Annotated in this window: 28 protein-coding genes; 12 read left to right on the plus strand and 16 right to left on the minus strand. The window is 69.4% G+C overall.

Annotated elements, in window-relative coordinates; translation table 11 throughout:
- The first annotated feature begins 10 nt into the window (after window positions 1–10).
- The 11 genes from IM708_RS01460 to IM708_RS01510 all read left to right on the plus strand — a co-directional run bounded on the left by IM708_RS01460 (window position 11) and on the right by IM708_RS01510 (window position 10,036).
- The gene (locus IM708_RS01460) at window positions 11–1,054 is read left to right on the plus strand and encodes a TRAP transporter substrate-binding protein (protein WP_209424519.1); all 1,044 of its coding nucleotides are present in this window, start codon (window positions 11–13) and stop codon (window positions 1,052–1,054) included.
- A 48-nt stretch (window positions 1,055–1,102) separates the two neighbouring features.
- Entirely contained in the window at window positions 1,103–1,663 is a 561-nt protein-coding gene (locus IM708_RS01465) for a TRAP transporter small permease subunit (RefSeq protein ID WP_209424520.1), read from the plus strand.
- Window positions 1,664–1,673: 10 nt separating this feature from the next.
- Entirely contained in the window at window positions 1,674–3,011 is a 1,338-nt protein-coding gene (locus tag IM708_RS01470; protein ID WP_209424521.1) for a TRAP transporter large permease subunit, read from the plus strand.
- A gap of 73 nt (window positions 3,012–3,084) precedes the next feature.
- Window positions 3,085–3,594, plus strand: a complete 510-nt coding sequence (locus tag IM708_RS01475) for a Na+/H+ antiporter subunit E (protein WP_209424522.1) — start codon at window positions 3,085–3,087, stop codon at window positions 3,592–3,594.
- Window positions 3,591–3,965, plus strand: coding sequence for a monovalent cation/H+ antiporter complex subunit F (locus IM708_RS01480; protein WP_209424523.1), 375 nt, complete (start codon window positions 3,591–3,593; stop codon window positions 3,963–3,965). The genes IM708_RS01475 and IM708_RS01480 overlap by 4 nt, the downstream gene beginning before the upstream one ends.
- Window positions 3,958–4,242 carry a monovalent cation/H(+) antiporter subunit G gene (locus IM708_RS01485; protein WP_209424524.1) on the plus strand — a complete coding sequence of 95 codons (285 nt, stop codon included), beginning with the start codon at window positions 3,958–3,960 and terminating at the stop codon, window positions 4,240–4,242. Before IM708_RS01480 ends, IM708_RS01485 begins: the two co-directional genes overlap by 8 nt.
- The gene (locus tag IM708_RS01490; RefSeq protein ID WP_209424525.1) at window positions 4,239–5,180 is read left to right on the plus strand and encodes a hydrogenase subunit MbhD domain-containing protein; all 942 of its coding nucleotides are present in this window, start codon (window positions 4,239–4,241) and stop codon (window positions 5,178–5,180) included. The genes IM708_RS01485 and IM708_RS01490 overlap by 4 nt, the downstream gene beginning before the upstream one ends.
- Window positions 5,180–5,485, plus strand: coding sequence for an NADH-quinone oxidoreductase subunit K (locus IM708_RS01495; protein ID WP_209424526.1), 306 nt, complete (start codon window positions 5,180–5,182; stop codon window positions 5,483–5,485). The genes IM708_RS01490 and IM708_RS01495 overlap by 1 nt, the downstream gene beginning before the upstream one ends.
- Window positions 5,482–6,951, plus strand: coding sequence for a proton-conducting transporter membrane subunit (locus tag IM708_RS01500; protein WP_209424527.1), 1,470 nt, complete (start codon window positions 5,482–5,484; stop codon window positions 6,949–6,951). Before IM708_RS01495 ends, IM708_RS01500 begins: the two co-directional genes overlap by 4 nt.
- Window positions 6,948–8,411: a proton-conducting transporter membrane subunit gene (locus tag IM708_RS01505; RefSeq protein ID WP_209424528.1), complete on the plus strand. Its 1,464-nt coding sequence runs from the start codon at window positions 6,948–6,950 to the stop codon at window positions 8,409–8,411. Before IM708_RS01500 ends, IM708_RS01505 begins: the two co-directional genes overlap by 4 nt.
- The gene (locus IM708_RS01510; protein WP_209424529.1) at window positions 8,408–10,036 is read left to right on the plus strand and encodes a complex I subunit 5 family protein; all 1,629 of its coding nucleotides are present in this window, start codon (window positions 8,408–8,410) and stop codon (window positions 10,034–10,036) included. Before IM708_RS01505 ends, IM708_RS01510 begins: the two co-directional genes overlap by 4 nt.
- Before the next feature lie 15 nt (window positions 10,037–10,051).
- Here IM708_RS01510 and ureG read toward each other — a convergent pair whose 3' ends face one another.
- From ureG to IM708_RS01590, 16 genes are all read right to left on the minus strand, one after another.
- Window positions 10,052–10,669, minus strand: coding sequence for an urease accessory protein UreG (gene ureG / locus IM708_RS01515; RefSeq protein WP_209424530.1), 618 nt, complete (start codon window positions 10,667–10,669; stop codon window positions 10,052–10,054).
- On the minus strand, window positions 10,666–11,319 hold the full coding sequence (locus IM708_RS01520) for an urease accessory UreF family protein (RefSeq protein WP_209424531.1): 654 nt from the start codon (window positions 11,317–11,319) through the stop codon (window positions 10,666–10,668). Before IM708_RS01520 ends, ureG begins: the two co-directional genes overlap by 4 nt.
- Window positions 11,316–11,867: an urease accessory protein UreE gene (ureE, locus tag IM708_RS01525; protein ID WP_209424532.1), complete on the minus strand. Its 552-nt coding sequence runs from the start codon at window positions 11,865–11,867 to the stop codon at window positions 11,316–11,318. Before ureE ends, IM708_RS01520 begins: the two co-directional genes overlap by 4 nt.
- 51 nt (window positions 11,868–11,918) lie before the next feature.
- On the minus strand, window positions 11,919–12,149 hold the full coding sequence (locus tag IM708_RS01530; protein ID WP_209424533.1) for a DUF1127 domain-containing protein: 231 nt from the start codon (window positions 12,147–12,149) through the stop codon (window positions 11,919–11,921).
- Window positions 12,150–12,331: 182 nt separating this feature from the next.
- Complete coding sequence (ureC, locus tag IM708_RS01535) at window positions 12,332–14,038, minus strand: urease subunit alpha (protein ID WP_209424534.1); 1,707 nt, start codon at window positions 14,036–14,038, stop codon at window positions 12,332–12,334.
- 9 nt (window positions 14,039–14,047) lie between these two features.
- Window positions 14,048–14,356: an antibiotic ABC transporter gene (locus tag IM708_RS01540; RefSeq protein ID WP_209424535.1), complete on the minus strand. Its 309-nt coding sequence runs from the start codon at window positions 14,354–14,356 to the stop codon at window positions 14,048–14,050.
- Between the two features lie 39 nt (window positions 14,357–14,395).
- Entirely contained in the window at window positions 14,396–14,701 is a 306-nt protein-coding gene (locus tag IM708_RS01545; RefSeq protein ID WP_209424536.1) for an urease subunit beta, read from the minus strand.
- A gap of 13 nt (window positions 14,702–14,714) precedes the next feature.
- Complete coding sequence (locus IM708_RS01550) at window positions 14,715–15,278, minus strand: HupE/UreJ family protein (RefSeq protein WP_209424537.1); 564 nt, start codon at window positions 15,276–15,278, stop codon at window positions 14,715–14,717.
- Between the two features lie 9 nt (window positions 15,279–15,287).
- A complete protein-coding gene (locus IM708_RS01555; RefSeq protein WP_209424538.1) occupies window positions 15,288–15,590 on the minus strand; it encodes an urease subunit gamma in 303 nt (100 codons plus the stop codon).
- Window positions 15,587–16,420: an urease accessory protein UreD gene (locus tag IM708_RS01560; protein ID WP_209424539.1), complete on the minus strand. Its 834-nt coding sequence runs from the start codon at window positions 16,418–16,420 to the stop codon at window positions 15,587–15,589. The genes IM708_RS01555 and IM708_RS01560 overlap by 4 nt, the downstream gene beginning before the upstream one ends.
- Window positions 16,421–16,609: 189 nt before the next feature.
- Complete coding sequence (locus tag IM708_RS01565; protein ID WP_209424540.1) at window positions 16,610–17,380, minus strand: MBL fold metallo-hydrolase; 771 nt, start codon at window positions 17,378–17,380, stop codon at window positions 16,610–16,612.
- Between the two features lie 156 nt (window positions 17,381–17,536).
- On the minus strand, window positions 17,537–17,896 hold the full coding sequence (grxD, locus tag IM708_RS01570) for a Grx4 family monothiol glutaredoxin (protein WP_209424541.1): 360 nt from the start codon (window positions 17,894–17,896) through the stop codon (window positions 17,537–17,539).
- Window positions 17,893–18,060, minus strand: coding sequence for a hypothetical protein (locus IM708_RS01575; RefSeq protein WP_209424542.1), 168 nt, complete (start codon window positions 18,058–18,060; stop codon window positions 17,893–17,895). Before IM708_RS01575 ends, grxD begins: the two co-directional genes overlap by 4 nt.
- Window positions 18,061–18,073: 13 nt before the next feature.
- Window positions 18,074–18,316: a BolA family transcriptional regulator gene (locus tag IM708_RS01580; RefSeq protein WP_209424543.1), complete on the minus strand. Its 243-nt coding sequence runs from the start codon at window positions 18,314–18,316 to the stop codon at window positions 18,074–18,076.
- A 50-nt stretch (window positions 18,317–18,366) separates the two neighbouring features.
- Window positions 18,367–20,532: a phosphoribosylformylglycinamidine synthase subunit PurL gene (gene purL, locus IM708_RS01585; RefSeq protein WP_209424544.1), complete on the minus strand. Its 2,166-nt coding sequence runs from the start codon at window positions 20,530–20,532 to the stop codon at window positions 18,367–18,369.
- A 361-nt stretch (window positions 20,533–20,893) separates the two neighbouring features.
- Entirely contained in the window at window positions 20,894–21,799 is a 906-nt protein-coding gene (locus tag IM708_RS01590) for a LysR family transcriptional regulator (RefSeq protein ID WP_209424545.1), read from the minus strand.
- Between the two features lie 165 nt (window positions 21,800–21,964).
- Between IM708_RS01590 and IM708_RS01595 the strand changes: the two genes are divergently transcribed.
- Window positions 21,965–25,381 (plus strand): indolepyruvate ferredoxin oxidoreductase family protein, encoded by a 3,417-nt coding sequence (locus IM708_RS01595; protein ID WP_209424546.1) that lies wholly within the window; start codon window positions 21,965–21,967, stop codon window positions 25,379–25,381.
- Window positions 25,382–25,442 lie beyond the last annotated feature (61 nt).

The following is a 25,442-nucleotide window of genomic DNA, read 5'->3' on the forward strand; positions in this document are numbered from 1 at the left end:
GGAGGACAGAATGACGAGGCATTTCCTGACTGCCGTGGCGACGGCAGCGCTGATGGCGGGTGCGCCGGCCGCAGCGCAGAACGTGACCCTGGACCTGCAGAGCGTTTTCGGCCTGAACGTGCCGTCGATCGGCCCCAGCCCGCAACGCTGGGCCGAGCGCGTGAACCTGATGAGCAACGGCGAGATCACCGTCAACGTCCACGGCGCCGGCGATTTCGTGCCGCCGTTCGAGGTGTTCGGCGCGGTCAGTTCGGGCGCGTTGCAGATGGGGTTCGACTGGATCGGCTACTGGGCCAGTTCGATCCCGGTGGCGAACCTGGTCGGCTCCATGCCCTTCGGGCCCACGCCCGAGGTGGCGATGGGCTGGATGTTCCAGGGGGGCGGGCTGGAGATCATCCAGAAGGCCTATGACGCGCACAACGTCAAGGTGCTGCCCTGCCACCTGGTCGTGCCCGAGGCCGGCGGCTGGTTCAACCGCGAGATCAACGCGCCCGAGGACCTGCAGGGCCTGACCATGCGCATCGCGGGCCTGGGCGGTCTGGCGATGGCGGAGATGGGCGCCAACGTGCAGATGGTGCCGGCGGGCGAGATCTACCTGTCGCTGGAAACCGGCCGGATCGACGCGGCCGAATTCTCGGCGCCGCAGCTGGATGTCGGCTTCGGCTTTCAGCGGATCGCCAGCTACTACTACTTTCCGGGCTGGCACCAGCCGTCGAGCTGGGACAGCATCATCATCAACATGGATGTCTGGAACGACCTGAGCGAGCGGCACCAGCGCATCATGGAGGAAGCGTGCCTCGCCAACATCGCCTTCAACATGCACGACCAGATCAACGCCCAGGCGGAAGCCATCGCCACGATCCGCGAAGCCGGGGTAGAGGTGCGCCGCTTCCCCGACGAGGTGCTGGCGGCGCTGCGCGAGGCAAGCCAGAAGGTGATGGAGGATGAGGCTGCGCGCGACGAGATCTTCGCCGAGGCGCTGGAATCGCTGACCGCCTACATGGACTCGGTCGGCGAGTGGAGCACCCTGCAGGCGCTGCCGCAGGCCGACTGACCGCAACCGGGCGGGCCGCCGGCCCGCCCGATCATCCGGGACCGCCGCATGATACGCCTTTCCGAGCGTCTGCTCGACGCGGTCAGCCTGCCGGGCCGCTGGATCGGATGGCTGGTGCTGCCGCTGGCGGCCTCGGTCCTGATCACCATCGCCGCCGCCAAGATGGGCGTGAACGCGCTGGTCGAGTGGGAGGGTCGCGTGCCGGTGCTGGGCGCGCGGCTGACGGTGAACAGCCTGATCGATTTTCAGTGGTATGTCTTTGCCGCGCTGGTGCTGTTCGGCGGCGTCTACGCGCTGCGCGACGAGCGTCATGTGGCGGTCGATTTCGTCTATGCGCTGCTGCCGCGGCGGGGGCAGCTGGTGCTGCGCATCCTGGGCGATCTGGTGCTGTTGATCCCGTTCTGCCTGATCATCGCCTATTACGGTTACTTCTTCGCGCTGACCGCCTGGAATACCGGCGAGGGCTCGCCGCACGGCGGGTTGCAGAGCCGCTGGATCGTGAAAGCCTGCATTCCGCTGGCCTTCGGCCTGCTGGCACTGGCCGGCGTGGCGCGGGTGGCGGCGGCGCTGGCCGAACTGCTGGGCCGCCCGCGCCCCGGCGCAAGCTGAGGGGCGGCCGGTGGACGCGCATGTGATGCCGATCCTGATGCTGCTGGCGCTGCTGGTCGGCATCTTCGCGGGCTATCCCGTGGCCTTCGTGCTGGCCGGGCTGGGCATCGTCTTTGCGGTGGCGGCGGACCTGCCGATGCTGTTCCTGTCGATGGGGGTGCAGCGCATCTATTCGGGCGTGCTGACCAACTGGCTCTTGGTCGCGGTGCCGCTTTTCGTCTTCATGGGGCTGATGCTGGAACGCTCGGGCGTGGCGGAGCGGTTGCTGGCCTCGCTGGCCGCGCTTTTCCGCAACGTGCCGGGGGGCTATGCCTTTGCGGTGGCGATCATCGGCATCGTCATGGCGGCGTCGACCGGGATCATCGGCGCGTCGGTGGTGCTGCTGGGGATGATGGCGCTGCCGGCGATGCGCGCGGCGGGATACGATCTGCGCCTGTCGAGCGGGCTGATCGCGGCCTCGGGGACGCTGGGCATTTTGATCCCGCCGTCGATCATGCTGATCATCCTGGGCGATCAGCTGCGCATTTCGGTCGGCGATCTGTTCATGGGGGCGATCGGGCCGGGGCTGATGCTGGGCGGGCTTTACACCGCGTTCCTGATTGCGGTGGCGATATTCGCGCCGCACAAGATGCCGGCGCCGGGGCGCACGCTGGAAAGCCCGGGGTTCTGGCGCGCGCTCTGGGCGCTGACGCGCGATCTGCTGGCGCCGATCCTGCTGATCGTGTCGGTGCTGGGCACGATCATCACCGGCATCGCCACGCCGACCGAATCCGCGGCGATCGGGGCGGCGGGCGCGTTGCTGCTGGCGCTGCTGTCGCGGCGGCTTTCGCTGAAGGCGCTGACCCTGGCCCTGCGCGATACCACCAAGACCACCGCGATGATCGTCTTCGTGATGATCGGCGCCACGGTCTTCAGCGTCGTCTTCCGGCGACTCGGTGGCGACACGATGATCGCCGAGCTGTTCCAGATCGACGAGCGCAACCCGTGGATGGTGCTGATCTTCATCATGGCGATGATCTTCGTGCTGGGCTTTTTCCTGGAATGGGTGGAGATCACGCTGGTCGTGGTGCCGATCATCGCGCCGGTGGTCATGGCGCTGGATTTCGGCATGCCGACCGAGCATGTGCTGATCTGGTTCGCCATCGCGTTGGCGGTGAACCTGCAGACCTCGTTCCTGACGCCGCCGTTCGGCTATGCGCTGTTCTACCTGCGCGGGATCGCGACGGACCTGCCGATCCGGGTGATCTATGCCGGGGTCCTGCCCTTCGTCGGGCTGCAGTTGCTGGCGCTGGCGCTGGTGCTGGCCTTTCCGGCGATCATCCTGTGGTTGCCGCTGGCGATGCGCTGAGCGGGGGCGCGGGCCGCGCCTGTGCGCCCGATTCGGGGTTGCGTCGGGGTCGGCGCTGCGGTGAACTCGGGCCATGGACGGACTGTGGATCAGGGCGGTGGCGCACCGCGGCGCGATGCTGGGGGCGATCTGGGCGGCGCTGAGCGCCCCGGATCCCGAAGGGCTGGCGCTGGGCCTGGTGGCCGTGCCCGCCGCCGTCGCGCTGAGCCTGCGGCTGCTGCCGGCGCGCCATCCGCTGATCCTGTGGCGGCTGGCGCTGCACCTGCCGCGGTTCCTCGCCGGGTCGGTCACCGGCGGGGTCGATGTCGCGCGCCGCGCGTTCGCGCGGAAGATGCCGCTGGACCCCGGCTGGATCGACGTCCCGCCCGAGCCGTCCGGCGGCTTGCCGGGCGGCGCGCGCGTGGCGCTGGGGGGCGAGTTGTCGCTGATGCCCGGCACGCTGGCCGCGGGCTGTGACGGCGACCGGCTGCTGGTGCATGTGCTGGACCGCGGCGGGCGTTTCGACGCCTCCATCCCGCGCGAGGCGCGCGAGATCGCCGCGATCATCGGCCACCGGCGGGACCGGCCGCAGGGTGGGGCATGACCGCCTGGCTGTCCTTCGTGGCGATCGGCGTGCTGGCCAGTCTTGCCGGCGCGCTGTGGCGGGTGTGGCGGGGGCCGGCGCCCGCCGACCGGATGATGGCGGCGCAGCTGGTCGGCACCGGCGGGGTCGCCGTGCTGATCCTGCTGGCGGCGGTGCAGGACTGGGCGGCTTTGGACGTGGCGGTGGCGCTGGCGCTGCTGGCGGCGCTGGCGGCGGTGGGGTTCGTCAAGGCCGGCACCCCCGACGGCGCCGGCGACCCCGAGGAGGAGGCGCCGCCCGCCGACATGCAGCTTTCCGCGATGACGCCGGACGCGGCGGCGCAGGTCGGCCGGACGCGGCGGGACCCGGATCGGCGGCGTGGCGATGGCTGATCTGGCGACGCTGCTGTTCACGGCGCTGGGGCTTGTGTTCTTTGCCGCCGGCACGGTGGGTCTGATCCGGTTTCCCGACACCTTCAGCCGGCTGCACGCACTGACCAAGGCCGACAACCTGGGCCTGGGCTTCATCGCGCTGGGGGTCGCCTTTCAGGCCGAGAGCTGGGCGCAGGTCGCGCGGATCGCGCTGATCTGGGTGCTGGCGCTGCTGGCGGCGGGGGCGGTGGCGCAGCTGGTGGCGCGCGCGGCGCTGATGCGGCGGGGCGGCGCATGACAGCGGCGCTGGGTCTGGCGCTGGACGCGGCGCTTTGCGCGCTGATCCTGGGGGTGGCGCTGGCCGTGGTGGCGGGACGGGGGGTGTTCCGCGCCGTCGTCTTCTTCATCGTCTACGGGCTGCTGGCCGCGGTCGCCTGGGTGCGGCTGGACGCGGTCAACGTGGCGCTGGCCGAGGCGGCGATCGGCGCGGGGCTGACCGGCGTGCTGCTGCTGGCGGCGCATGGCCGCCTGCGGCGCGCCGAGGCCGCGCAGGATCTGGCGCATGGCATGCCCTGGTCCGCCGCCCTGGCCGGGGGCGCGCTGGCCGCGGCGCTGGGCTGGGCTTGGTTCGAGATGCCGATCCCCGTGGAGCCCGGCCCGGAACTGGCCGAGGCGCTGCCGCGCGCCGGCGTCGGCAATCCGGTGACCGCGGTCCTGCTGAACTTCCGCGCATGGGACACGCTTCTGGAAAGCATCGTGCTGCTGGCGGCGCTGATCGGCGTGTGGATGCTGGCGCGCGAGGGCGACTGGCGCGAACCGCTGGGCCGGCCGCAGCATGCGCGGCCGGGTGGCGTGATGGCCGGTTTCGGGCGCGTGCTGCCGCCGGTGGGCCTGCTGGTCGGGGTCTGGCTGGTCTGGGCGGGGGCGGACCATCCGGGCGGGGCCTTTCAGGGCGGCACGGTGCTGGCGGCGGTCGGGCTGGTCGCGGTGCTGGCGGGGGTGATCCGCCCGCCGTGGATCGGCGCGCCGCTCTGGCAGGGGGCGCTGGTCCTGGGGCCGGCGGTCTTTCTGCTGGCGGGGATCGCGGGCGCGGTGCTGGCCGGGGGCTTCCTGACCCTGCCCGAGGGGTTTGCGAAACCCGCCATCGTCACCATCGAGGTGGCGTTGACCGTGTCGATCGCGGTCACGCTGGCGTTCCTGGTCCTCGGCCCGCCCGAGGCGGAGGGGGCCGGGTGATGGCGGCCTTGTCGATCTATGCCTTGACGGGCGCGGCGCTGGTCGGGCTGGGCTTTTTCGGCCTGCTGGCGGCGCGGCACCTGCTCAGGCGGGTGGTGGCGTTCAACCTGATCGGGTCGGGCCTGTTTCTCTATTTCGGGGCGGCGGCGACGCGGGGGGCGGCGCCGGACCCGGTGCCGCAGGCGCTGATCATCACCGGCATCGTCGTCGCACTGGCAGCCAGCGCGCTGGCCGTGGCGCTGGTCGTGGCGCAGGTGCGCGCCGCCGGCCGCGCCACCCTGCCCGAGGAGGAGGACGCGCCGTGAGCGCGCTGCTGGCCTGCCTGGTCCTGCCGCTGCTGGGCGCGCTGGCCGCCGTCGCGCTGCCGCGCCGCGCGGTGGCGGCGGTCTTGGCGGGCGTGGTTGCGCTGACGCTGGTGGCGGCGGTCGGGCTGGCCGTTGCGGTGCATTCGGGCGGGGTGGTGCGGCTGGCGCTGGGCGGCTGGTCGCCGCCGCTGGGCATCGCGCTGGCCGCCGACGGGCTGGGCGCCGCCTTCGTGCTGTTGACGGCGCTGGTCATGGCCGGCGTCGCCGCCGCCGCGCGGGACGAGATGACGCCGCAGGGCGCCGGGCCGCGCGCCGCCTTCGGCTTCTGGCCTCTGATGCTTCTGCTCTGGGGGGCGCTGAACGCGGTTTTCCTGTCGCGCGATCTTTTCAACCTCTATGTCGGGATCGAGTTGCTGACGCTGGCGGCGGTCGCGCTGGTCGCGATCGGCGGGCGGGCCGAGGCGATTGCCGCGGCGATGCGCTATCTGATCTTCGCGCTGGCCGGGTCGCTGCTGTATCTGGCCGGCGTGGTGCTGATCTACGGCGCGCATGGCACGCTGGACATCGACCTGGTCGCCGCGCGCGATGCGGCCGCGCCGGACGGGCTGGCACTGGCGCTGATGACCGCGGGGCTGCTGGTCAAGACCGCGCTCTTCCCGTTTCACGTCTGGCTGCCGCCGGCGCATGCCAGCGCGCCGGCGCCGGCCTCGGCCCTGTTGTCGGCGCTGGTGCCGAAGGCGTCCTTCGTGATCCTGCTGCGGCTCTGGTTCGAGGCGATGCCGGACCTGGGCACGGACCGGGCGCTTCTGCTGCTGGGCGTGCTGGGGGCGGCGGCGATCCTGTGGGGCAGCCTGCGGGCGCTGGTGCAGGCGCGGCTGAAGCTGATCGTCGCCTATTCGACGGTGGCGCAGCTGGGCTACCTGTTCCTGGTCTTTCCGCTGGCCGGGGGCGCGGCGGGGGCGCAACCCTGGACGGCGGGCGCCTGGACCGGCGCGATCTTTCAGGCGCTCAGCCACGGGCTGGCCAAGGCCGCGATGTTCCTGGCCGCCGGGCTGTTCATGGCCGCCGCCGGCAGCGACCGGCTGGGCGCGTTGCGCGGGCTGGCGCGGGTCATGCCGATGACCGCCTTCGCCTTCGCGCTGGCCAGCGTCACGCTGATCAGCCTGCCGCCGTCGGGCGGGTTCACGGCGAAATACCTGCTGATGACCTCGTCCTTCGCGGCGGGGCAGTGGATCTGGGCGCTGGTGATGACGCTGGGCGGGCTGCTGACGGCGGGGTACCTCTATCGCCCGATGGCCGCGCTTTTCGCGCGCGAGGGGGGCGAGGGCGTGCAGACGGTCGCGCGCGCGCGGCAGGCGGTGCCGCTGGTGCTGGCGGGGCTGGCGATCCTGCTGGGGATCCTGTCGGCCGCGCCCTTCGACTTTCTGCAGATCGGTCGCCCCGAGGCCGCCGAGGAGGGGCCGTGAGCGCGCTGCTGCCGGTCCTGATCCTGGCGACATCGCTGATCACCGCCGCGATCACCTTCTTTCTGCCCGAGGCGAGCCGCGTGCTGCGCAACGCGCTGAACCTGGGCGGCGCGGTGCTGAAGCTGGGGCTGATCGTCGCCATGCTGGTCGCGGTGGCGGGCGGCGCGGTCTACGAGGCGTCGCTGCCGCTGGCGCCGGGGCTGGTGCTGCTCTTGCGGGTGGACGCGATCGCGCTGTTGTTCGTTTCGCTATCCGGCACGCTGTGGCTGCTGACCACGGTCTATGCGATCGCCTATTTCGGCACCAAGGCGCACCAGTCGCGGTTCTTCGGCTTTTTCAGCCTGTGCGTGGCGGCGACGACGGGGCTGGCGATGTCGGGTTCGCTGATCTCGTTCTTCCTGTTTTTCGAGCTCTTGACGCTGAGCACATGGCCCCTGGTCGCGCACAAGCAGGACGGGGCGTCGCTGAGGGCCGCGCGCAGCTATCTGCTGTTCGCCCTGCCGGGGAGTGCGGCGCTGCTCTGGGCGATCATCTGGCTGGAAAGCGCGACCGGCCCTGTCCTGTTCACCGAGCCGCCGGACCTGAGCGGGCTGGACCCCTGGGAACTGCGCGCGATCTTTGCGCTGTTCATCCTGGGCGTCGGGGTCAAGGCCGCGCTGGTGCCGCTGCACGGCTGGCTGCCGGCGGCGATGGCCGCACCCGCGCCGGTCTCGGCGCTGCTGCACGCGGTGGCGGTGGTCAAGGCTGGCGCCTTCGGCGTCATCCGCGTGATCTACGACGTCTTCGGGCCGCAGACGGTGGCGGCGCTGGGGGTCGGCGTGCCGCTGGCGGCGCTGGCGTCGCTGACCATCGTCTGGGGGTCGATCCGCGCGCTGCAGCAGGACGAGATCAAGAAGCGGCTGGCGTTTTCCACCGTCAGCCAGGTCAGCTACATCGTGCTGGGCGCGGCGCTGGCTGGGCCCTATGCGATGATTGGCGCGCTGGTGCATCTGGTGCATCAGGGGTTGATGAAGATCACGCTGTTCTTCTGCGCCGGCATCTATGACGAGCGCGCCGGGGTGAAGCGGATCGAGGGGTTGAACGGCCTCGGCGCGCGGATGCCTTGGACCTCGGCCTGCTTTTCGCTGGGCGCGCTGGGCATGATCGGGCTGCCGCCGATGGCGGGGTTCGTCAGCAAGGTCTATCTGGGCCTCGGCGCGCTGGAGGCCGGCGCGCCCTGGGTGCTGGGTGTGCTTGCGGCATCGACGCTTCTGAACGCGGCCTATTTCCTGCCGCTGCTCTACCGGCTGTGGTTCCTGCCGGCCGCCGGGGACGCGACGGGGGACGAGCGCGCGCCGGTGCTGGTCGCGCCCGCGGTGGTGACCGCGGCGGCGTCGCTGGGCGTGGGGGCGCTGGCGGCCAGCGCCGTCAGCCCGCTGCGCTGGGCCGAATTGATCATCACGCGGGGGTATCTGCCATGAGCGCGATCATAACCGGCTCGCCCTGGCCGTTTCTGGTGCTGGCCTGGCCGCTGCTGCTGGGGCTGGTGCCGCTTGTGCCGGCCTGGCGCGCGCTGGCGGTGCGGGTGCTGCCCTTGGCGCCGCTGCCGGCGCTGGGCTTTGCGGTGCTGGGGGCGCCGGGGACGACCGGGATGCCCGACCTGTTGCTGGGCGTCGAACTGGCGGCGGTGCCCGGCGGGGCGCTGTTTCTGGGCATGACCGCGGCGGTCTGGACGGCGGCGGGCTGGCAGGCGGCGCTGACGCTGGAACGCGGCGTGCGCTCCGGGATCCTGGCGGGCTTCTGGTGCGTGACGCTGGCCGGCAACCTGGGGGTGTTCCTGGCGGCGGATGTCGTGACCTTCTACGTGGCCTTCGCCGCCGTGTCGCTCTGTGCCTGGGTGCTCGTGGTGCACGAGCGGACCGAAGCCGCGCTGGCGGCGGGGCGGGTCTATATCGTGCTGGCGGTGCTGGGCGAGGCGGCGCTGCTGGCGGGGCTGCTGATCGGGGCGCAGGCGGGCGACAGCCTGCAGATCCCGGCGGTGCGCGAGGCGCTGAGCGACGCGCCACTGGGCGGGATCGGGCTGGCGCTGCTGGTCACCGGGTTCGGCATCAAGGCGGGCATGGTGCCGCTGCATGTCTGGCTGCCGCTGGCGCATCCGGTGGCGCCGGTGCCCGGATCGGCGGTGCTGTCGGGCGCGATCGTCAACGCGGGGCTGATCGGCATGCTGCTGTTCCTGCCACCGGGCGGCGGTTGGGGCGGTCTGCTGGTGGGCCTGGGATTTGCCGGGGCCTTCGGCGCGGCGCTGTGGGGGCTGACGCAGGCCAATCCCAAGGCGGTACTCGCCTATTCCACGGTCAGCCAGATGGGCCTGATCCTGGCGCTGGTGGGGGCGGGGCAATCGGTGGCCTTCTACGCGCTGCACCACGGTCTGGCCAAGGGCGCGTTGTTCCTGCTGGTCGGCGTGGCAATGGCGGCGACCGGGCGGCGGCGCGCGGCGACGCTGGCGCTGGCGGGGCTGATCGCGCTGTCGGTCGCCGGGCTGCCGCTGACCGGCGGCGGGCTGGCGAAGGCCGCGGCCAAGAGCGGGCTGGCGCCGGCGCTGGCGCTGGCCGTGACGCTGAGCGGGGTGACGACGACGCTGGTGCTGGGCTGGTTCCTCTGGCTGCTGGCGCGCGACGACAAGAGGGCGCAGGGCCAGCCATGGGGCGCGCTGATCGCGGGGGCGGGGGCGCTGGGGCTGGCCGCGGTGCTGGTGCCCTGGGCGCTTTGGTCGGGGGCGACGGACTTGCCGGTGGGATATGCGCTGCGGTCCGGCGCGGTGGTCGAGGCGCTGTGGCCGATGCTGCTGGGGCTGGGAGTGCTGGCCGTGCTCTGCCGCCGGCCGGTCCCGACGCAACCGCCTGGCGATCTGCTGCACCTGCTGCCGGCGCGCGCGGTAGGGTGGCGGCTGCCCGACATCGAACCGACACCGCCCTTCGGAGCGCGACGCGGGGGCCTGCGCTTGCTGGTCCGCGCCGCCCGGATCGACGCGGTGCTGAGCCGATGGCCCATGGCGGGCGCGCTGCTGGTGGCCGGGGTCGTGGCATTTGCGCTGCTGCTGCCCTAGGCGCGGGGTGGGTTTTCAGGAGAGGGTCAGACCGCCCTCGGCTACCAGAAAGTCGACGATCTGCGGCACGCCTTCGCCCTGCCTGAGGCGGGCCATGACGTAGGGGCGGTCGCCCCGCGCCGCGGCGGTGTCGGATTCGAGTTGCGCGAGGTCCACGCCGACATGCGGGGCCAGATCGGTCTTGTTGACCACCAGCAGGTCCGACCGGGTCAACCCCGGCCCCTTCTTGCGCGGGATGTCCTGCCCGGCGGCGGTGTCGATGACGTAGATCGTGAGGTCGGCCAGTTCCGGCGAGAAGGTCGCGGCCAGATTGTCGCCGCCGGATTCGATCAGCACCAGGTCGAGCCCCGGGAAGGTCACGGACAGTTCCGCCAGCGCGGCGAGGTTGATCGAGGCATCCTCGCGGATCGCGGTATGCGGGCAACCGCCGGTCTCGACCCCGCGGATGCGGTCCTGGGGCAGCACCTGCGCGCGCATCAGGTATTCGGCATCCTCGCGCGTGTAGATGTCGTTGGTGATCACCGCCATCGAGCAGCGCGGGGCCAACGCGCGCGCGAGGTGTTCGGTCAGCGTGGTCTTGCCGACGCCGACGGGGCCGCCGATGCCGACGCGCAGGGGGCCGTTCATGCTCATGTGCGAAAAAGCCTCACGTCCTTGGTTTCGTGGGTCATGGCGGCGAGATCGGCGGCCAGCGCCGAGGCCGAGATCTCCGGTGCTTCCGTGGACGAGAGGTCCTGCGCTAGCGACTGGATGGGGGGCAGAAGCTGCGCCAGTACGCGCTGCCCGGCGGACTGGCCCAAGGGGACATGCCGGGTGGCGATGGTGACGAGGTTGCCGGCGAAGGCCTGCAGGTAGAGGGCCGCGACCTGCGCGGCGGGCAGGCCAAGCGGGCGCGCGGCCTCGCCCACGGCGACGGGCAGGGCGCGGGGTGGCATGGCGCGACCGGTTGTCGCCGCGACCGAGCGCGCGAAGGCGGTGCCCAGTTCCACGGTCTCGGCCAGCCGTTCGGCCGAAGGGGCGAGGGCGCGCGCCATCGCGTCGAGCGCGTCGAGCGCGTCGAGCGAGGTTGCGGGCGCGAGCGCGCGGATCAGAAGCGCGCCGTCCTGCCGCCCGGCGCCGTGCAAAAGGATGCCACGCAGCCAGTCCTGAAGCGTCGCGGGGTCGTGCACGGTGCCGTCGGCGACCACCTGCTCCAGCCCGTGGGAATAGGCGAAGGCCCCGGTGGGGAAGGCGGGCGAGAGCCATTGGGTCAGCGCCAGCAGGGGGGTTAGCGGAGCGGTCATTCCCGGGGGCTGGATGAGGCGGCGTGCGCGTCCGCGTGGCTGTGGGCGTCGGCGTGGCTGTGCGCGTGAGAATGGGCGTGGCTGTGGGCGTGCGCATGGCCGTGGTCGTGGCCCATCGTGCGGCCGTGGCCATAGGCGCCGCCCTCGGGCGTGAAGGGCAGGTGGGTGGGGGCGAGGTCGGCGCCGAGATGGCGCAGCATCGCCTCGAGCACGTGGTCGGCGCGGATTACCAGCCGGTCGGGGGCGATCTGGCAGGGCGTGTGGCGGTTGCCGATATGCCAGGCGAGGCGCGGCAGGTCGCCGGTTATCACCAGCACCGGTTCGGGCGCGGCTTCGACGGCGATCACGCGGCCGTCGTCCAGCAGCAGGGCGTCGCCGTGGTCCAAGCTGACGGTTTCGGCCAAGTCGACCAGAAAGCTGTCGCCCGACGGCAGGCGCAGCCGTTTGCGACGCAGAAAGCGCGCCTCGTAGTCGAGGGCGACCGTCTCGGTGGCGGCCCGGCCGTTCCCGGCGCGGAGGATCTGGCGGGCGGGGGGCAGGTCAGTCATGGCGCGTTTCCGCCCGGAGCATGACCTGCCCGCCCGGTCCCGTCCGGCCGTTCAGCAGAACATCAGGTCGCGGAAGACGTGCTGGACGATCTGGTCGCGGGTGATGCCGCGCTTGGCCAATTCGGCGTCGCTGAGGCTGTCGAGATATTCGATCTGCGCCCGGCGCGAGCGGCGCTCGATATACGAATTGAAGCCCTGGCCCAGCGTGGCGAAGAAGCGGTCGGCTTGCGCGCGCAGGCGCGGCGTCAGTTCTTCCGTGTTGAGGTTCGGAAAGTAAGCCATAGGAAACCCTTTCGATAGGCGGTTTCCTCCCTTGGCGAACAATATGGGGCATCGGGGCTGCCATATCCAGTGCGGGCCGGGCAATGCTGCGTTGCGGCATAGACATGGCTTGGCTGCGCATTGCATGGGCGCAATCCAGCGACACTGCGCGAAAGGCGGGCAGGTGTGCGATCATGGCGGGCTCAATAGAGGAAATAGCGCTGCGCCAGCGGCAGCTCCTGCGCGGGTTCGCAGGTCAGAAGCTCGCCATTGGCGCGGACGGCATAGGTTTCGGGGTCGACCTCGATTAAGGGCAGGGTGTCGTTCAGGCGCATGTCGGCCTTGGTCAGGCCGCGGCACCCTTCGACCGGCAGAAGGGTCTTGCGCAGGCCGAGGTCCGCGCCGACGCGAGCCGCGTGGGCCGCCTGGCTGACGAAGGTGACGGCGCTCGCCTCCAGCGCGCGACCGTGGGCGGCGAACATCGGGCGGGAATAGATGGGCTGAACGGGGATCGAGGCGTTCGGATCGCCCATCTGCGCCAGAACGATGGAGCCGCCGAGCAGCACCATCTCGGGCTTGGCGCCGAAGAAGGCGGGGGACCAGAGCACGAGGTCCGCGCGCTTGCCAACCTCGATACTGCCGATATGGCGGCTCATGCCGTGCACGATGGCCGGGTTGATCGTGTATTTGGCGATGTAGCGCCGGACGCGGGCGTTGTCGTTCGCGCCCTGCTCTTCGGGCAGGGGGCCGCGCTGGCGCTTCATCTTGTGCGCGGTCTGCCAGGTGCGGATGATCACCTCGCCCACCCGCCCCATCGCCTGGCTGTCCGACGACAGGACGCTGAAGGCGCCCATGTCGTGCAGGATATCCTCGGCCGCGATGGTTTCGCGCCGGATGCGCGATTCGGCAAAGGCCACATCCTCGGGCACCTTACGGCTGAGGTGGTGGCAGACCATCAGCATGTCGAGATGTTCCTCGATCGTGTTGACGGTGTAGGGCATGGTCGGGTTGGTCGAGGACGGCAGGATGTTGGCCAGCCCGCAGACCTTGATGATGTCGGGCGCATGGCCGCCGCCGGCGCCTTCGGTGTGGAAGGCGTGGATGGTGCGGCCGCCAATGGCGCGGATCGTATCCTCGACAAAGCCGGATTCGTTGAGCGTGTCGGTGTGGATCATCACCTGCACGTCGGTTTCCTCGGCCACCGACAGGCAGCAGTCGATGGCGGCGGGGGTGGTGCCCCAATCCTCGTGCAGTTTCAGCGCGCAGGCGCCGGCGCGGATCTGTTCGTGCAGGGCGTCGGGCAGGCTGGCATTGCCCTTGCCGGAGAGGCCCAGGTTCATCGGCAGCGCCTCGAAGCTTTGCAGCATGCGCCCGGTGTGCCACGGGCCGGGCGTGGCGGTGGTGGCGAGCGTGCCGTGCGCCGGGCCGGTGCCGCCACCCAGCATGGTGGTGATGCCGGAATGCAGCGCATCCTCGATCTGCTGAGGGCAGATGAAGTGGATATGCGCATCGAACCCGCCGGCGGTCAGGATCTTTCCCTCACCCGCGATCACCTCGGTGCCCGGACCGATGATGATGTCGACCCCGGCCTGGGTGTCGGGGTTGCCGGCCTTGCCGATAGCGTGGATCCGCCCGTCGCGCAGGCCCAGATCCGCCTTGTAGATCCCGGTCCAGTCGACGATCAGCGCGTTGGTGATGACCGTGTCCACCGCGCCCCCGGCGCGGGTGACCTGCGACTGGCCCATGCCGTCACGGATCACCTTGCCGCCGCCGAACTTCACCTCTTCGCCGTAGGTGGTCAGGTCACGCTCGACCTCGACGATCAGGTCGGTGTCGCCCAGCCGCACGCGGTCGCCGGTGCTGGGGCCGTACATGTCGGCGTAATCGGCGCGCGGGATACGGACGGGCATCGCTGGTCCTTACTTTGGCAGAAGCGGATGGCCACCGCGCAGGCGGCGGGTGTTGGCGCGGGTCGCGCGGCTGTAGGGCGCGGTCGCCGCCGTGACGATGGCGACCGCGTCGGCGCCGCGCATTGCGACCGCACCGGCGGCGGCGGCTCCCTTCATGAAGGCGCTCATCTTCTCTTGCACCATGCGCTTGTTCTCGGTGGGCGAGACGCGCCAGGCGCCGACCATCCCCATCATGCGCATGGTGATGATCATCTGTGATTCGACCAGCATCCGGGTATAGGTGTTGGCAAGCTGCATCGCGGCGGGGGTAAGCATCATGGAACGACTCCTGGTCAGGTTAAGCGCCCTCGCTATACCCTAAAGCGCGCCCATGATAGCGCCGGAAAACCCGTAGACGTGGCGTTCCCCCGCGTAGGGGATCAGCCGAACCTCGCGCGTCTGGCCGGGTTCGAACCGCACGGCGGTGCCGGCGGGGATGTCCAGCCGCTGGCCGCGCGCGGCGGCCCGGTCGAACCGCAGTCCCGGGTTGGCCTCGGCGAAGTGGTAGTGCGAGCCCACCTGCACCGGCCGGTCGCCGGTATTGGCGACTTCCAGGACGGTGACGGGCCGACCGGCGTTGAGTTCGATCTCGGTGTCGGTGAAGAACATCTCTCCGGGGATCATCGGGGTGCCTTTCTCAGGTGACCGCAAGGGCGACGCCGCCAAGCGCCACTGCGCCGCCCGCCAGCCGCAGGGCGACAGGTCCCAGCCGCCCCAGCGCGACCCCGAGCGTGTGGAGCGCGGCGGTGGCGATCAGGAAACCCGCGGCGTAATCCAGCCCGCCGGACCCCTCGACCCCGTGGGCCCAGCCATGCGCGGTGCCGAAGAGCGCGACCAGCGGCACGGCCCAGGCCAGGGAGACGCGCAGCGACAGCGCCACCGCCGCGGCGAGGACGATCACCGAGGCGAGGATCGCGTGTTCGACCAGCGCGAACGCGGCGCCGCCGGTGCCGGCCAGCCCGGCAACCGCCATCGCCGCCAGAAACGCCAGCGGAAGAGCCCAGAGCGCCCGCCCGCCGGTCAGCGCCGCCCAAAGGCCGACGGCGACCATCGCGAGCAGGTGATCGAGGCCGAGAAGCGGGTGCGCCACCCCGTCAAGGAAGCCCCCGGCGTGGTCATGATGCGGATGCGCCGCGGCGGTTGCGGGAAGCAGCAGGACCGGCAGCAGCAGAAGTGGAAGAGCAGATCGACGCGCGCGCATGAAAACCTCTCAGCGGATGGGGTGATGGACGGTCACCAGCTTGGTGCCATCAGGAAACGTGGCCTCGACCTGGACCGCGGGGATCATTTCGGGGATGCCGGGCAGGCACTGGTCGGCTACGATCACATGCGCGCCGGCCTCCATCAGGTCGGCGACGCTGCGCCCGTCGCGCGCGCCCTCGACCACGAAATCGGTGATCAGGGCCACGGCTTCGGGGTGGTTGAGCTTCACGCCGCGGTCGAGCCGGCCGCGCGCGACCATCGCGGCCAGGCTGACCAGCAGCTTTTCGCGTTCGCGCGGGGTCAGGTTCATGCGGTGCCCCCGGCCATCTGCCAGACGCGGGGCAGGGGAAGGGGTCGCAGGCGGCGCAGCAGGCGGACGATCTGGCGCTTGAGCGGCCAGCCATCCCCGGCCATCAGCCGCACCACCAGCTTGCCGTCAAAGCCCGAGGCTGCGCCCGACACGCCGGGTTCGCCCAGGGCATCGCGCGCCGCCGCAACCGCGTCTTCGGCACCCGCTTGCACGAGCGCGAGGATGGCAAAGGCACGTGCCCCGCCAAGGACGGCGGGGCCGCCGGCGATCGCGTCGCGGTCCAGCAGCAGCGGCTCGATCAGGACGGGGCGCCCGTCGCGCGTGATCGTGCGGTGATCGCCGAAACGCAGTTCGCGCGGATGCTCGCCCATCGCCGCGCGGCCCAGGACGACCGCCTCAAGCACCAGGCAGGAGGCGTCGGCGTGCAGCGCGATCTCGCTGCGCCGCGACAGGGCACTCGATTCGTAAAGGATCGTTTCCTGCGGCAACCAATCCAGATGCGCCCCGGCATGCACCGCATGCTGAATGCGCACGCGCGCCTCGCCCTCCGCCGCGCGATAGGCGCGTTCCGCCGTCTGAGTCGTCGCCACCGCCTGGCACCCGGCGCCGAGGTCGAGCGACAACTCGAGCCGGTCGCCCCCGGTGAGCCCGCCCGAGGTGTTGAGGAAAACCACCTCCGGCCGATCAGCGCTGTCTAGCAGGATCGCCCGGGCCGAGCCGCGCTGCGCCAGCCTGGAAAGGCGGGTGCGACCGGCCAGGCGTGCCATCGCGACATGCGCGGCGCCGTGGCTGCGCTGGTGTCTGGCTGTATCCGGTGCGAGGGCGTTCATGGCGCGGTTTCCTTTTCGCGCCAGAAAGGCAGGACCGTGCTGCCCCTTCAATACGATCCGCGTCCCGCTGCCTTATTTTCAGGCTGTTTCGCGGGCCATGCGCCGGCGTTTTGACCAACGTGCCTTTGTTTTGTGCGATTCAAGTCCAGCCTGCCGCCGAATGCGCGGACGTCGCGCGCCGCGCAGGGGTCAGAACGTCAGGGTCTCGCCGTCGGCGGGGATGTCCAGGTGGTCCGAAAAACCGTTGCCCTCGGCGAAGGAGCGCAGATCGGCGCGGGAAAGGACACAGTGGTTCAGCGCCTCCATGTGGCTGGCGACGATCCGCGCCTCGGGCGCCGCGTGATGCACCGCCAGCACATCGTCGCTTCCCATGATGATCCGGCCCACGCCATTGATCGTCGCCGCACCGGCATTGACGATCACGATATCCGGACGGTGCTGGGTCAGCGCCGTTTGCACATGGTCGTTCCAGATCGTGTCGCCGGCCAGATAGAGCGTTCTTTCATCCGGATGGCGGAAGACGATTCCGCAGACCTGCCCCAGCCGGTCGCCGAGCCGATTGATCGCGGCGTCGGTGCCATGCTGCCCAGCGGTCTTGATCAGCTCGACCCCCTCCAGGCGGGTGTCGGCGCCCAGGACGCGCACATCGCTGAAGCCGGCGGCGCCGATCTTCGCAGCATCCTCGGCGTTCTGCGCGAAAAGCGGCAGATCCCTCGGCACGCTCTCCACCGCGGCGGTATCCCAATGGTCGGCGTGCAGATGCGTCACGATCACCGCGTCGACATCCAGAATGTCCTGCAGCGGCAGGGGCAGCGGCACCAGCGGGTTGCGCAGGTCGTCGTTCGGCGTGCCGGCGAAGGGCGGATAGGCGCCCTGATCGCCCAGCATCGGGTCGATCAGGAAACGGCTGCCGCCATAGTCAAGCCGCAGTGTCGCGTTGCGCACCTGAGTGATCTTCATTCGCGTGTCCCGCCCATCATGCCGGTGTCCCGGTTGCAGGGACTACCGGATCGCATCGCATTGCAGTTGAGACGCCTTCAACGCCCGCAAATAGGGTTGCGAGCGAAGATATCCAATCCTGGGGTGACTGCCTTCAGGATGCCTACCGTGCGCGGATCAGGCGTTCGCTTCGCGGATCTTGTCGGCGGCGTCCTTGTCGTAGGAGACGCCCTTGGCCTCGAACAACTGGTCGAGTTCGCCCGACAGCGTCATCTCGGTGATGATGTCGCAGCCGCCGACGAATTCGCCCTTGACGTAAAGCTGCGGGATCGTCGGCCAGTCCGAGAATTCCTTGATCCCCTGGCGCACGCCCTCATCGGCCAGCACGTTCACATCGGCGAATTCCACGCCCATGAAGTTAAGGACACCGGCTACTCGGCTGGAAAAGCCGCATTGCGGCATGGTCTTGGTGCCCTTCATGTAAAGCACCACGTCGTTCTTCTCGATCGTTTCGCGGATCTGGTCGGTCACGCTCATCGCTTACCTCTGTTCGTTGACCGGACGGGAACGCGGATGCGCCGCGGACCGCCGGGGGTGTCGTCGTCATCGTCGTCGTCGTCCTTCTCCTCGACCTTCGCGCGGCCCAGCATGAGGAAGATGCCAAGCACCACGATCCCGCCGAGGATCAGGTAGATTATCATCCAGGAGTACCTGTCATTCGGGCGCCTTCGTGGTCAATGCCAGCGCGTGCAGCTCGCCTTGGCTGCCATCCATCTTGCCCTTCAGCGCGGCGTAGACGGCGCGTTGCTGCTGGACGCGGTTCAGGCCCCGGAAACTCTCGTCGATGATCTCGGCGGCGTAGTGATTGCCGTCGCCGGCCAGGTCGGTGATCGTGACCTGCCCGTTCGGAAAACTGTCGCGCAACAGCGTTTCCAGTTCTTCTGCCGTGATGGCCATTGGTCTTCCTCGATGTTCTGGCGAAAAGGTAGTCGTGCCCGCGGGCGCAATCAAGCGTCGCCGATGGCGCGCGCGAACGCGCTGCGGTAGAGGGCCGACAGATCGGCCAGCGGCGCCTCGCTGGTGCCCAGCCGGACGCTGTCGCCGCCGAAGCGGCCGACGGCGGCCAACTGAACCCCGGCGCGCGCGGCCGCGGTCATCAGCGCTTCGGCCTGATCGAAGCTGCAGGCCACCAGATACCGCGCCTGATCCTCGCCGAAGAGCGCGGCCATTTCGCCGGGGTCGAGCGAAACGCCCAGACCCGCGGCCTCGGCCATCTCGAAGGCAGCCAGCGCCAGCCCGCCATCCGACAGGTCGGTCGCCGCCTTGATCAGCGCGCGGCTGTCGCGCAGGAATTCGCCATGCCGTCGCTCGGCCTCCAGATCGACCGGGGGCGCGTCGCCTTCCTCGCGCCCGAAGACCTCGTAGAGCAGCGCGGACTGGCCCAGGTGGCCGCGGGTTTCGCCGATGACCAGCGCCCAGTCGCCGGCCTCGGGTCCGGTGGGAATGATCTCGGACAGGTTCTCGATCAGGCCGACGGCGCCGATCGTCGGCGTCGGCAGGATCGCGCGCCCATCGGTTTCGTTGTAAAGCGAGACATTGCCCGACACGATCGGCATGTCCAGCACCCGGCACGCCTCGCCGATGCCGCGGATCGCGCCGACGAACTGGCCCATGATCTCAGGCTTCTCGGGGTTGCCGAAATTCAGGTTGTCGGTGGACGCAAGCGGGCGCGCCCCGGCGGCGGTCAGGTTGCGATAGGCCTCGGCCACGGCCTGCTTGCCGCCCTCGTAGGGATTGGCGCGCACGTAGCGCGGCGTCACGTCCGAGGTGAAGGCGATCGCCTTCTCGGTGCCGTGGACGCGCACGATCCCGGCACCCAGGCCCGGCACGCGCACGGTGTCGCCCATGACCATGTGATCGTATTGCTGCCAGACCCATTCCTTGCAGGCGTGGTTCGGACTGCCGATCAGCGCCTTCAGCCCGTCGATCGGATCGACGCGGACCAGATCGCCCAGTTCCGGCGGGGCAGGGGTCTCCTCCCACGGGCGGTCGTATTCGGGCGCTTCCGAGGACAGCTTCGACAGCGGCAGGTCGGCCTTCGTCTCGTTGCCGTGGACGATCAGGAAGCGATCCTCGGGGATCGTCTCGCCGACGATGGCGAAATCCAGATCCCACTTCTCGAAGATCGCGCGCGCCTCGTCCTCCTTTTCGGGGCGCAGGACCATCAACATGCGTTCCTGGGATTCCGACAGCATCATCTCGTAGGCGGTCATCGCCTCTTCGCGGCAGGGCACCCGGTCAAGGTCGAGCCGGATGCCCAACTTGCCCTTGTCGCCCATCTCGACCGCAGAGCAGGTCAGCCCCGCCGCCCCCATGTCCTGGATCGAGATCACCGCGCCCGAGGCCATGAGTTCGAGGCAGGCCTCGAGCAGGCGCTTTTCGGTGAACGGGTCGCCGACCTGCACGGTCGGGCGCTTTTCCTCCGCATCCGCGCCGAACTCGGCCGAGGCCATGGTCGCCCCGCCCACCCCGTCGCGCCCGGTCTTGGCGCCGAGATAGACGACCGGCATTCCGACGCCCGAGGCTGCGGAATAGAAGATCTTGTCGGCATCGGCCAAGCCCGCGGCGAAGGCGTTGACCAGGCAGTTGCCGTTGTAGGCGGAATGAAAGCGCACCTCGCCGCCCACGTTCGGCACGCCGAAGCAGTTACCGTACTGGCCGATCCCCTCGACCACGCCCTTGACCAGATGCGCGGTGCGCGGATGGTCCGGCGCGCCGAAGGAAAGCGCATTCATCGCCGCAATCGGGCGCGCGCCCATCGTGAAGACATCGCGCAGGATGCCGCCCACACCCGTCGCCGCGCCCTGATGCGGCTCGATATAGCTGGGGTGGTTGTGGCTTTCCATCTTGAAGACAAGGGCCAGACCGTCGCCGATATCCACCAAGCCCGCATTCTCGCCCGGACCGCAGATCACCTGCGGCCCCTCGGTATACAGAGTCCGCAGCCATTTCTTCGACGACTTGTAGGAACAATGCTCGTTCCACATCGCGGAAAAGATGCCGAGTTCGGTGAAACTGGGCTCGCGCCCGATGATCTGCAGGATGCGGTCATATTCATCGGGCTTGAGCCCGTGGGCGGCGACAAGTTCCGGCGTGATCTTCGGTTCGGTCATGGCGGCTGGCAGGTCCCCTGAACGCTTGCGGGCGTCTTAGGGCAATCCGGCCGGCGACGGAAGGCCCTGTCGCCGCGTTCCCGCCGCATGCGGGCGATGGGGCCAGGCGCGACCGGACGAACGACGCCAAAAAAAAGGCCGAGCAGAAGCTCGGCCCAAGTCCAACAGGGAGGTAGAGATATCGGAAGATCCGAATATCTCAGCCACTTTGCTACATCGAATCACTGAACATGCGCAAGATTTTCATCGCTGCAGTTGCAACATGCCCGGATTGCGTTGCACGCATGCCTCACCTTGGGTTGAGTGATTTCTTCTGGATGCACGCATGGCAAACGTCTGGCGACTCCGAGGCGAGGCAGCCTTACCGCGCCTGATCGATGCTGCGATGGCGGCGATAGGCGATCACTTCCTCCAGCACGAAATCGCGAAACGCCGTGACCCGTTTGGAGTGCCGCAACTCCTCGGGATAGGCCAGGAAGACCGGCACTTCCGCGCTCTCGACCTCGGGCAGGACGCGAACGAGATTGGGAAAATCCTCGGTCAGGTAGTCGGGCAGCAGCCCGATTCCCAGGTTCGCCAACACCGCCTGCAGCACGCCGAAGTAATTGTTGACGGTGAAGGTGGACCGGATCGGCAGCATCATCAGTTCGCGGGTGAGTTGCGCCCCCGCCATCACCTGCGCCGCGCCGGGGTTCTGGCTGATCAGCCGGAAATTCACCATGTCGACCAGCGAATCCGGGGTGCCGTTCGCACGCAGGTATTCCGGCGTCGCGTAAAGCCGCATGCGCACGCTCATCAGCCGCTTGCGGATCAGGTCGGCCTGGCTCGGCTCCTTCATGCGGATGGCGACATCGGCCTCGCGCATGGGCAGGTCCAGGACGCGCTCCTCCAGCATCAGGTCGATCTTCAACTCGGGGTGGCGGGCATAAAGCGCGGGTAGCCGCGGGGCCAGCCACAGGGTGCCGAACGCGGTGGTAGTGGTCACCCGCAACTCGCCGAAAACCTCTTCTTCGCTGTCGCGGATGCGCGCCGCGGCGGCTTCCAGGCGCTTGGACATCGAACTCGTCGCATCGAACAGAAGTTCGCCCTGCTCGGTCAGGATCAAGCCGCGCGCGTGGCGACGAAAGAGGGTGGTATCCAGCGACTCCTCCAGCGCGCGGATCTGCCGGCTGACCGCTGACTGGCTCAAGGCCAGCGAGTCGCCGGCATGCGTCAGGCTGCCGGCTTCGGCGACCGCGTGGAAGATCCTAAGCTTGTCCCAATCCATGGCGTCACATCATTGCGGTTGAAGCACGTGTCGGTTGTGCTTTCTTCTAGGTCAGAAGCGTTGGTCACGAAAGCGCCGATTGACCGAAAAGCGCTTTAAGGGTCAGTGTTTTTGACCCATAGTGCCGGCGCAGACTGGAACGCGGCCGCCTGGGAGGACGGGATCATGGGAAAATCGCACTTCACCCTCGAGGACCGCTTCGACCTGGAAAGTTCGCCGGTTCTTCTCAACGGCACACAGGCGCTGGTCCGGTTGATGCTGGCGCAGGCCGCGCGCGACCGGGCGGAGGGGCTGAACACCGCAGGCTACGTCACCGGCTACCGCGGCTCGCCCCTTGGCGCGGTCGACCAGCAGATGAGCCGCGCGCGCAAGCATCTCGACGCCGCGAACGTCCGTTTTCAGGAGGGACTGAACGAGGATCTCGCCGCCACCGCCATCTGGGGCGCCCAACAGGCCGAGTTGCGCGGCGAGGGGGTCTATGACGGGGTCTTCGCGCTCTGGTACGGCAAGGGGCCGGGGGTGGACCGCTCCGGCGACGTGATGCGCCACGCCAACATGGCCGGCACCTCGCCCAATGGCGGCGTCCTGATGGCGATGGGTGACGACCATACCGGCGAATCCTCGACCGTGCTGCATCAGTCCGACTGGGCGATGGTCGATGCCTACATCCCCGTCCTGTCACCCGCCGGCGTACAGGAGGTGCTGGATTTCGGCCACTACGGCTACGCGCTCAGCCGGTTTGCCGGGCTCTGGGTCGGCCTGAAGACGATGAAGGACACGATCGAGGCGACGGCGGTGGTGGACGGAAACCCGCACCGCCTGCAGTTCGTGACCCCCGACTTTCCCCTGCCCGAGGGCGGGCTGAACATCCGGCTTCAGGATACGCCGCACGCGCAGGAAGCGCGGATCATCGACCACAAGCGCTTCGCCGCCGAAGCCTTCGCGCGCGCCAACCGGATCGACAAGCGCGTCTGGGGGCGGCCCGGCGCAAAGATCGGTCTGGTCGCAGCGGGCAAGAACTGGCTGGATCTGGTTCACGCGCTGGGCCTTCTGGGCATAGACCAGGCGCAGGCGGAAAACCTGGGGATCGCCACTTACAAGATCGGGCAGACTTGGCCGCTGGACACGCAAAGCTTCCTGGAATTCGCCGACGGCCTCGACCTGATCATCGTGGTCGAGGAAAAGCGCAAGCTGATCGAGGTCCAGATCAAGGAGGCGCTGTTCGACGACCGCCAGGGCCGCCGTGTCTATGGCTGGCACAAGGGCAGCGCGCGCGAGAACGGCCAAAGGGTCGAGCTTTTCCCGACGCGCTACGCCCTCGACCCCGTGATGATCGCCGAAAAGCTGGCCCAGATCCTGATCGAGGAGGGGCGCGAAACCGACGCGCTGCGCGAAGGCCTTGCCCGCATCCGCGAGGCGCAGCGCGCCGACAACGCGCCGGAACTGGCCGCGCGGTTGCCCTATTTCTGCTCGGGCTGCCCGCACAACACCTCGACCCGCGTGCCCGAGGGCAGCCGCGCCTATGCCGGGATCGGCTGCCACTACATGGCGCAATGGATGGACCGCGAAACCCTGGGCTTCACCCATATGGGCGGCGAGGGCGCGAACTGGATCGGCGAGGCGCCGTTTTCGACCCGCAAGCACGTCTTCCAGAACCTGGGCGACGGGACCTACAACCATTCCGGCATCCAGGCGATCCGCGCCGCCGTCGCGGCTGGCACCAACATCACCTACAAGATCCTCTTCAACGACGCCGTCGCCATGACCGGCGGCCAGAAGAACGAGGGCGGGCTGACCGCCGCACGCATCGCGCACGAACTGAAAGCCATGGGAATCAAGCACCTCGCCGTGGTGCACGACGAAAAGGAAACACCGGACTTTTCCGAGTTTCCCGCCGGGATCGAGACCCACGAACGCGCCGACCTGATGGCCGTGCAGCGCCGCTTCGCCGAAATCGACGGCGTCTCGGCCATCGTCTACGCCCAGACCTGCGCCGCCGAAAAGCGCCGCCGCCGCAAGCGCGGCACCTTCCCCGACCCCGACCAGCGCGTCTTCATCAACACCGATGTCTGCGAAGGCTGCGGCGATTGCGGCGTGCAGTCGAACTGCGTCTCGATCGTGCCGGTGGAGACCGAACTGGGCCGCAAGCGCGCCATCGACCAGTCGTCCTGCAACAAGGACTTCTCCTGCCTCAAGGGGTTCTGCCCCTCCTTCGTGACGCTGAAGGGCGCCAAGGTAAAAAAGGCCGCGACCCAGACGTTGGACCTGCCGGACCTGCCCGAACCCACGCTGCCGGCCATCGACGGCACGCACAATGTGGTCATCACCGGCGTCGGCGGCACCGGCGTCGTCACCATCGGCGCGGTGCTGGCGCAGGCCGCGCATATCGACGGCAAGGGGGCTGCGATGATGGAAATGGCGGGCCTCGCGCAGAAGGGCGGCGCCGTCCACATCCATTGCCGCATCGCCAACCGCCCCGAGGATATCAGCGCCGTGCGCGTCGCCGTGGGCGAGGCCGATGCGGTGATCGGCGGCGATCTGGTCGTCACCGGCGGCGCGCGCACGCTGGGCCTGATGCGCACCGGGCGCACCGGCGCCGCCGTCAACGCGCATGAAATCATCACCGGCAGCTTCACGCGCGACACAGAATTCCGCCTGCCGATCAAGGGCCTGCGGCTTTCCCTTGAGGCGCGACTTCAGGATCGTCTGGCACTCTTCGATGCCTCGGAACTGGCGCGCGTGGCACTGGGCGATTCGATCTTTTCCAACATGATCGTCTTCGGCGCCGCCTGGCAGATGGGCCTGATCCCGGTCGGGCTGGCCGCCATTCGCCAGGCGATCGAGATCAACGGCGCGGCGGTGGAACCCAACCTCCGCGCGTTCGAGATCGGGCGCTGGGCCGTCGTGCAGCCCGACGCGGCCGAGGCGCTGCTACGTCCCCAGGCCACACCGGCTACCGCCGTCGACCCGGTCGAGTTTCGCGCCCGGCACCTCGTCGCCTATCAGGGCAAGCGGCTGGCCCGGCGCTACCGGCGCATGCTGGACGGGATCGACGACGCGGGCCTGCGCGATGCGGTCGCGCGCGGCTATCACAAGCTGCTGGCCTACAAGGACGAGTACGAGGTCGCGCGCCTGCACCTCTCGACCCTCGACAAGGCGCGCGAGACTTTCGACGGCGGCTTCTCCGTCGAATATCACCTCGCCCCCCCGATCCTGTCGCGCCCCGGCGCGGACGGGCGCCCCCGCAAGCGCCGCTTCGGCCCCGCCATGGGGCGCGCCTTCCGGCTTCTCGCGCCGATGAAGGTGCTGCGCGGCACGCCGCTCGACCCGTTCGGCTACAGCGCGGAGCGAAAGATGGAACGCGCGCTGATCCGCGAGTACGAATCCGACATGGCGGATCTGTTGCCCAAGGTCACGCCGCAAACGCGCGATCTGGTGCTGGAACTGTCGCTGCTGCCCTTGCAGATCCGCGGCTTCGGCCCGGTGAAGGAGGCCAACGCCAAGGCCGCCGCGCATCGGCGCGCCGAGTTGCTGCGCGCCATCGCGCAGGGCGGCGCGCCCGTGCCGATGGCGGCGGAATGATGCCAGAGCCGCGAAAACAAATGGATTTTGTGCCCGCTCCTGCCTAAGACTGGCCGCGACA

It is taken from the genome of Pararhodobacter sp. SW119, from assembly GCF_017811755.1.
Classification (GTDB): Bacteria; Pseudomonadota; Alphaproteobacteria; order Rhodobacterales; family Rhodobacteraceae; genus Pararhodobacter.

Coding starts and splice junctions, on each gene's coding strand:
- IM708_RS01460 (WP_209424519.1), top strand. CDS start 11: ATGACGAGGCATTTCCTGACTGCCGTGGCGACGGCAGCGCTGATGGCG.
- IM708_RS01465 (WP_209424520.1), top strand. CDS start 1,103: ATGATACGCCTTTCCGAGCGTCTGCTCGACGCGGTCAGCCTGCCGGGC.
- IM708_RS01475 (WP_209424522.1), top strand. CDS start 3,085: ATGGACGGACTGTGGATCAGGGCGGTGGCGCACCGCGGCGCGATGCTG.
- IM708_RS01480 (WP_209424523.1), top strand. CDS start 3,591: ATGACCGCCTGGCTGTCCTTCGTGGCGATCGGCGTGCTGGCCAGTCTT.
- IM708_RS01485 (WP_209424524.1), top strand. CDS start 3,958: ATGGCTGATCTGGCGACGCTGCTGTTCACGGCGCTGGGGCTTGTGTTC.
- IM708_RS01490 (WP_209424525.1), top strand. CDS start 4,239: ATGACAGCGGCGCTGGGTCTGGCGCTGGACGCGGCGCTTTGCGCGCTG.
- IM708_RS01495 (WP_209424526.1), top strand. CDS start 5,180: ATGGCGGCCTTGTCGATCTATGCCTTGACGGGCGCGGCGCTGGTCGGG.
- IM708_RS01510 (WP_209424529.1), top strand. CDS start 8,408: ATGAGCGCGATCATAACCGGCTCGCCCTGGCCGTTTCTGGTGCTGGCC.
- ureG (WP_209424530.1), bottom strand. CDS start 10,669: ATGAGCATGAACGGCCCCCTGCGCGTCGGCATCGGCGGCCCCGTCGGC.
- IM708_RS01520 (WP_209424531.1), bottom strand. CDS start 11,319: ATGACCGCTCCGCTAACCCCCCTGCTGGCGCTGACCCAATGGCTCTCG.
- ureE (WP_209424532.1), bottom strand. CDS start 11,867: ATGACTGACCTGCCCCCCGCCCGCCAGATCCTCCGCGCCGGGAACGGC.
- IM708_RS01530 (WP_209424533.1), bottom strand. CDS start 12,149: ATGGCTTACTTTCCGAACCTCAACACGGAAGAACTGACGCCGCGCCTG.
- ureC (WP_209424534.1), bottom strand. CDS start 14,038: ATGCCCGTCCGTATCCCGCGCGCCGATTACGCCGACATGTACGGCCCC.
- IM708_RS01540 (WP_209424535.1), bottom strand. CDS start 14,356: ATGATGCTTACCCCCGCCGCGATGCAGCTTGCCAACACCTATACCCGG.
- IM708_RS01545 (WP_209424536.1), bottom strand. CDS start 14,701: ATGATCCCCGGAGAGATGTTCTTCACCGACACCGAGATCGAACTCAAC.
- IM708_RS01550 (WP_209424537.1), bottom strand. CDS start 15,278: ATGCGCGCGCGTCGATCTGCTCTTCCACTTCTGCTGCTGCCGGTCCTG.
- IM708_RS01555 (WP_209424538.1), bottom strand. CDS start 15,590: ATGAACCTGACCCCGCGCGAACGCGAAAAGCTGCTGGTCAGCCTGGCC.
- IM708_RS01560 (WP_209424539.1), bottom strand. CDS start 16,420: ATGAACGCCCTCGCACCGGATACAGCCAGACACCAGCGCAGCCACGGC.
- IM708_RS01565 (WP_209424540.1), bottom strand. CDS start 17,380: ATGAAGATCACTCAGGTGCGCAACGCGACACTGCGGCTTGACTATGGC.
- grxD (WP_209424541.1), bottom strand. CDS start 17,896: ATGAGCGTGACCGACCAGATCCGCGAAACGATCGAGAAGAACGACGTG.
- IM708_RS01575 (WP_209424542.1), bottom strand. CDS start 18,060: ATGATAATCTACCTGATCCTCGGCGGGATCGTGGTGCTTGGCATCTTC.
- IM708_RS01580 (WP_209424543.1), bottom strand. CDS start 18,316: ATGGCCATCACGGCAGAAGAACTGGAAACGCTGTTGCGCGACAGTTTT.
- purL (WP_209424544.1), bottom strand. CDS start 20,532: ATGACCGAACCGAAGATCACGCCGGAACTTGTCGCCGCCCACGGGCTC.
- IM708_RS01590 (WP_209424545.1), bottom strand. CDS start 21,799: ATGGATTGGGACAAGCTTAGGATCTTCCACGCGGTCGCCGAAGCCGGC.
- IM708_RS01595 (WP_209424546.1), top strand. CDS start 21,965: ATGGGAAAATCGCACTTCACCCTCGAGGACCGCTTCGACCTGGAAAGT.